The following is a 1,052-nucleotide window of genomic DNA, read 5'->3' on the forward strand; positions in this document are numbered from 1 at the left end:
GGTCTGGTCCGGTAGACCGTTCTTCGTGACGCGAGCGCAACTGACGGATGCGGAGTGGGAGTTCATCGAGCCGTACCTGCCGATCGGCGAGTACGGCCCGTACCCGGAACGGCTGCGCCGGCAGTTCGAGGGCGTGATCTGGCGGTTCCGGACGGGCGCGCAGTGGCGGGAGGTGCCGGGCGAGTTCGGCGCCTGGTCGACCGTGCACAACCGCTTCCGGCAGTGGCGGGACGCGGGCGTGTTCGAGGCCCTGCTGGAGGGCGCGATCGTGGAAGCCGCCAAGCGGGGTGACGTGGACCTGTCCCTGGTCAGCATCGACTCGACCACCGTCCGGGCCCACCACGACGCCGCCGGGATGCACCTCGACCCCGACACGCTCGCCGACCTGGAGAAGGCCGCCGACGAGGCGGAGAAGGCCCGGCAAAAAGGGGCGGCCCGGAGGAACAAGACGGGCAGGCCCCCGCAGACGACCAGGAACGGGACAATCGGCGACGCGTTCGGCGCAGGCGAAAGCTCCGGCTGAAAGAGGCCCTGCTCGGACGCTCCAGGGGCGGGCAGACCAGCAAAATCCACGTCGCCGGCGAGCGGAAGTGCCGGCCACTGGCTTTCGTTCTGACCGAGGGTCAGGCCGCCGACAGTCCGCAGTTCACCCCCGTGCTGCGGAAGGTTCGGGTCCGCGGGCCGGTCGGCCGTCCCCGAACCCGCCCCGACGCGGTCGCCGGGGACAAGGCCTACTCGTCCCGCGGCAATCGCGCCCACCTGCGCAAACGCCACATTAAGGCCGTCATTCCGGAGAAGCGCGACCAGGCCGCCAACCGGAAGAAGAAGGGCAGCCGGGGCGGTCGGCCCGTCGGCCACGACGCCGAGCTCTACAAGGACCGGAACACCGTCGAGCGCCTGATCAACAGGCTGAAGGCCTGGCGGGGCATCGCCACTCGATATGACAAGACACCTGGCAGCTACCTCGCCGGCCTCCACCTTCGCGGCGCGATGATCTGGATCAAGGACCTCACCAAAGCTGCCGCTTGATCACGACCAAATACGCGACCTAG

At 69.2% G+C, this 1,052-nt stretch carries 1 pseudogene; it reads left to right on the top strand.

Features of this window, described 5'->3' with window-relative positions:
- Nucleotides 1–25: 25 nt before the first annotated feature.
- Nucleotides 26–1,029: pseudogene (locus tag IEZ12_RS37320) on the top strand (IS5 family transposase).
- Nucleotides 1,030–1,052 lie beyond the last annotated feature (23 nt).

The sequence above is a fragment of the Kitasatospora griseola genome (assembly GCF_014648555.1).
GTDB classification, from domain to species: Bacteria; Actinomycetota; Actinomycetes; order Streptomycetales; family Streptomycetaceae; genus Kitasatospora; species Kitasatospora griseola.